The sequence below is a fragment of the Phenylobacterium sp. genome (genome assembly GCF_044236515.1).
Classification (GTDB): Bacteria; Pseudomonadota; Alphaproteobacteria; order Caulobacterales; family Caulobacteraceae; genus Phenylobacterium.
In genome coordinates this window covers 1-4055 of the sequence record NZ_JBIIGK010000210.1, presented here as the reverse complement: position 1 = coordinate 4055, position 4055 = coordinate 1, and the positions used below count along the sequence as shown (strand labels likewise).

5 protein-coding genes are annotated in these 4055 nt (G+C 69.1%); 1 reads left to right on the top strand and 4 read right to left on the bottom strand.

What is annotated here, in order from left to right:
* Positions 1 to 611, top strand: a 611-nt coding sequence (locus ACILRF_RS15060) for a beta-ketoacyl synthase N-terminal-like domain-containing protein (RefSeq protein ID WP_395674314.1), incomplete at its 5' end; no start/stop codon positions are given.
* A 26-nt stretch (positions 612 to 637) separates the two neighbouring features.
* On the opposite strand, the gene ACILRF_RS15055 is transcribed toward ACILRF_RS15060, so the two are convergent.
* The 4 genes from ACILRF_RS15055 to ACILRF_RS15040 all read right to left on the bottom strand — a co-directional run.
* Entirely contained in the window at positions 638 to 1648 is a 1011-nt protein-coding gene (locus tag ACILRF_RS15055) for a ligase-associated DNA damage response exonuclease (protein ID WP_395674312.1), read from the bottom strand.
* Between the two features lie 53 nt (positions 1649 to 1701).
* Positions 1702 to 2688, bottom strand: coding sequence for a phosphate/phosphite/phosphonate ABC transporter substrate-binding protein (gene phnD / locus ACILRF_RS15050; protein WP_395674310.1), 987 nt, complete (start codon positions 2686 to 2688; stop codon positions 1702 to 1704).
* A 67-nt stretch (positions 2689 to 2755) separates the two neighbouring features.
* A complete protein-coding gene (locus tag ACILRF_RS15045) occupies positions 2756 to 3562 on the bottom strand; it encodes a hypothetical protein (RefSeq protein ID WP_395674308.1) in 807 nt (268 codons plus the stop codon).
* On the bottom strand, positions 3562 to 4055 hold a 494-nt coding region (locus ACILRF_RS15040), incomplete at its 5' end, for a TonB-dependent receptor domain-containing protein (RefSeq protein ID WP_395674306.1). The genes ACILRF_RS15045 and ACILRF_RS15040, both read right to left, overlap by 1 nt.

The following is a 4055-nucleotide window of genomic DNA, read 5'->3' as shown; positions in this document are numbered from 1 at the left end:
CCATGGGCGCGATGAGCAGCAACTTCAACGACCGGCCGGCTGTGGCGTCCCGCGCCTACGACCGCGACCGCGACGGCTTCGTCATCGCCGGCGGGGCCGGCATGCTGGTGCTGGAAGAGCTCGAGCACGCCAAGGCGCGCGGCGCCAAGATCTACGGCGAGATCGTCGGCTACGCCGCCAATTCCGATGGTCACGACATGGTCGCGCCGTCGGGCGAGGGCGCGGTGCGCTGCATGCGCATGGCGATCGAAGACGCGGGCGGCCGCAAGATCGATTACCTCAACCCGCACGGCACCTCGACCCCGGTGGGCGACGCCAAGGAAATGGAAGCGGTCCGCGAGGTGTTCGGCGACAACGCGCCGCTGATCTCCTCCACCAAGTCCCTGACCGGCCACAGCCTCGGCGCGGCCGGCGTGCAAGAGGCGATCTACAGCCTGCTGATGCTCAACAACGGCTTCGCCGCTGAGAGCGCCCACATCGAGAACCTCGACCCGGCCTTCGAAGGTCTGCCGATCGTTCGCCAGCGCATCGACCGCGAGCTTGAAACGGTGATGAGCAACTCCTTCGGGTTCGGCGGCACCAACGGCTGCCTGGTGATGAGCCGGGTGTAACCCCGTCTCTTTTCGCCGGGGGGCGCTCAGTCGTCCCCCTCGTCCTCGTACCCAATCAGCGCCAGCGCTCGCGCCGGAATCCCGTGCAGTTCGGCCCAGCGCGCCAGGGCCTCCTCGCGGCCATGGGTGATCCACAGCTCGTCAGGGCGGATTTCGTCGATGGTGGCGGTCAGCTCGTCCCAATCGGCGTGATCGGAGATCACCAGCGGCAACTCGCACCCCCGCTGCCGCGCCCGCGCCCGCACCTGCATCCAGCCCGAGGCGAAGGCCGAAACGGGATCGGGGAACCGGCGGCTCCACAGGTCCTGCGTCGCTGACGGCGGGGCGATGATGACCTGGCCGGCGAAGTCGGTCTTCTTGCCGGTGGTGGCGGGCGCCAGCGGCCCAAGATCCACTCCGTGGCGGCGATAGAGCCCGTTCAGCCGCTCCAGCGCGCCATGGACGTAGATCGGCCGGTCCCAGCCCGCCTCGCGCAGCAGACGGATCACCCGCTGGGCCTTGCCCAGCGCATAGGCGCCGACCAAGTGCGCGCGCTCCGGGAACTGCGCCGCCGAGCGCAGCAGCCGGGCGATCTCGTCCGCGTCGTCCGGGTGGCGGAACACCGGCAGGCCGAAGGTCGCCTCGGTGATGAAGACGTCGCAGGGCACCGGCTCGAACCGCGGGCAGGTCGGGTCCCGTCGGCGCTTGTAGTCGCCCGACACCACCATGGTCAGGCCTTTCCAGCGCACCACCGCCTGCGCCGAGCCCAGGACGTGGCCAGCCGGGACCAGCGTCACCTCGACCTCGCCGATCGCCACGCGCTCGCCGTAGGCCGCCGCCTGCCGTGTGTGGGCGAAGTCTTCGCCGTAGCGCTCCGCCATGATGTCGAGGGTCTCGGGCGTCGCCAGGACGTGGGTGTGGCCCCAGCGGGCATGGTCCGAATGGCCGTGGGTGATCACCGCCCGGTCCACGGGCCGAACCGGGTCGATATAGAAATCTCCGGGCGCGCAGTAGAGCCCGTCAGGCTTGGGGCAGAGCAGGTCCTGGGGCCGGATCATCACCCCTAGATAAGCGTCTTTTCCCGGGGCGCGATCCCGACCAGAAACGCCCGTCAGCCCGCGCCGCGCTCCTTGCGCACCTGGTCGAGGTCGGCCTGCGCCCTTGCCTCCGCGTCCGCGTCCCGGCGGGCGCGGGCTTCCAGCAGGGCGGCGGTGGCCTCCATCTCCCTCACCGGCAGCAGGTGGCGGTCGTCGGCGGCCTTGAACGGCAGGGTCTGTAGACCGGCCAGCACCGCTCGCTGGCGCACGGCCTCCGGGGCGTCGCCCACCCCATAGCTGAACAGGAATTGGGCGACCTTGGTCTTCACGGCCGGGTCGAGGTCCTTGCGCCAGACCAGCGGGTCTTCTGGGATCCGCGGCGAGCGCCAGACGATCTCGATGTTGTCCAGCGTCCGCTGAGCCAGCGGCGTGCCGAGCTTCTGCATCCGCTCGATGGCCGAGGTATTGTTGGTCGCCGCGTCCAGCACGCCTGCGCCGACAGCGAACAGGTTCGTCTCGTGGTTCGCCGACTTCACGGTCTTGAAGCAGGTGTTCGGGTCGATGCCGCGCGGCGCGAACAGGAAGGTCATCGGCGCCAGGGTGCCCGACGTCGACTTGGCGTCCCCCATGCCGAAATCGACGGTGTGGTCGCAGGCCATCAGCTTCTCCAGCGTCAGGCCTTCGCCCTTGTGGACGAGGATCACCGCCTCGTAGCCGTCGACCCCCGACGGGTTCACGGACCGGGCGAACACCTCGCCGCCAGCCCGGCGGACCGCTTCCAGGCCCGACTGGTTGGTGAACCAGCCAAGGTCGGTCTGCTTGAACCGCATGGCCTCGATCAGGCCGGTGTAGTTCGTCCCGTAGAACGGCTTCACGGTCAGCCCGGTGGCCTTCTCCATGTCGGCGAGGAACGGCGACCAGACCGCCTCGGCGTTCTGGCGGCTCTCGGTCGACAGGATTGAAATGTTGAGCACGCCGGGCGTCACAGGCGCTTGGGCCTGGCTGCAGGCGCCGAGCGTCAGGACGGCGGCGACCAGGCAGGCAAGATGGCGGCGGTTCATGACGCTTCCCCCTTTTTTGTGGTCTCGAGCTTGCCGCCGGGGCGCGCCCGGCGGCAAGCGCAGGTTCTCAGCGGCGGATGGGCGGCAGCCGCAGCGCCACCACCTCGCGGTTCGGCCGGCTGATGCCATAGAGCACGCCCGGCCGGCTCCGGTCGAAGGCGACGGCCTGACCCTCGATCGCCGCCGTGACCGTGGCGACGTGGTCGAGTTTCGAGCCGCCCTTCGGCAGCTCAAGCACATAGAGCTCAGGATGGTCGTGGCCGGTCACATAGAGCCGGCCATCGGGGCCGAAGCCGCCGCCCGATGAGCTCATCGGCTTGAACCGCTCGGTGACGGAAAGCGGGAACGACCAGCCCTCCATCCGCCGCCACTGGTCGTCGAACTTGACCAGCTGGGTGTGCTGATGGCCGCGGTCGGGCTCGCCGCCCTTGCCGTCGTAGTTGGCGAAGGCCGCGAACCAGGCCCCGTCCTTGCGCTCGATCCAGGTCACCGAGCCGACCTGCTGGCCGAGCGAGACGGTCCGCAGGTGGACCATCTTCACCGGGTCGAAGAACTCCACCGAACTGGTCATCGGCGTCTCGGGGAAGTTGGAGTTGGCGCAGACCAGCTCGCGGCCGATCACCGTGCAGGAGTTGATGTGCGGAAAGCGCGCCTTGTCGCCGGACCACTCGGCCACCTTGGCGCCGGTCGCCTTGTCGTACTTGGCGATCCGCGAGTTCGCGACGGCATAGAAGTGGCGGGCGTCCACCGCGACCCCCTGGGTGGCCTCGGGCGCCTTCCAGCGCCCGAGCACTTCCGAGGTCAGCACCGGCTGCTGCGCCGCCGCCGGAGCGGCGAGCAGCGCCAGGGACAGTGCCGCAGCAAGGGCGCGCATCAGAAGCTCGCCGCCAGGCCGAGCCAGTAGGTGCGGCCGTAGTTCGCCCATTCCTGGAGGTAGCGCTGGTTGGGGCCGGTCACTTCCTGGCGGCCGGTGTTGGTCAGGTTCTGCGCCTCGGCGAACACCGTGAAGCGCTCGTTGAAGCGCCAGGACACCGAGGCGTCGAACAGGTGCCGCCCCTTCCAGTATTGATCCGCGTTCGGGATGTTGTCCTGGATCGTCTCCAGGAAGCCGCCGATGTAGTTGTGCGAGATCCGCGCCTCGATCGGACCGCGCTGGTAGTAGATCGACTCGTTCGACGTGACGTCCGGCTGCTGGAACAGGCGACGGTTCCGCGGGCCGGCGCTGGTCTGGTAGGTCGCCTGGCTGTTCACGAAGGTGACGTTGCCGTTGAAGCCGAAGCCGTCCAGGGGCGCCGGCAGGGCGGTGAAGGCCTGCTGGATCGAAACCTCGACGCCTTCGACCTTGGCGTCCTCGGCGTTGCGGGCGG

What these genes read in the sequence shown, in the direction of transcription:
- ACILRF_RS15055 (WP_395674312.1), bottom strand. Translation starts at nt 1,648, where the DNA reads ATGATCCGGCCCCAGGACCTGCTCTGCCCCAAGCCTGACGGGCTCTAC.
- phnD (WP_395674310.1), bottom strand. Translation starts at nt 2,688, where the DNA reads ATGAACCGCCGCCATCTTGCCTGCCTGGTCGCCGCCGTCCTGACGCTC.
- ACILRF_RS15045 (WP_395674308.1), bottom strand. Translation starts at nt 3,562, where the DNA reads ATGCGCGCCCTTGCTGCGGCACTGTCCCTGGCGCTGCTCGCCGCTCCG.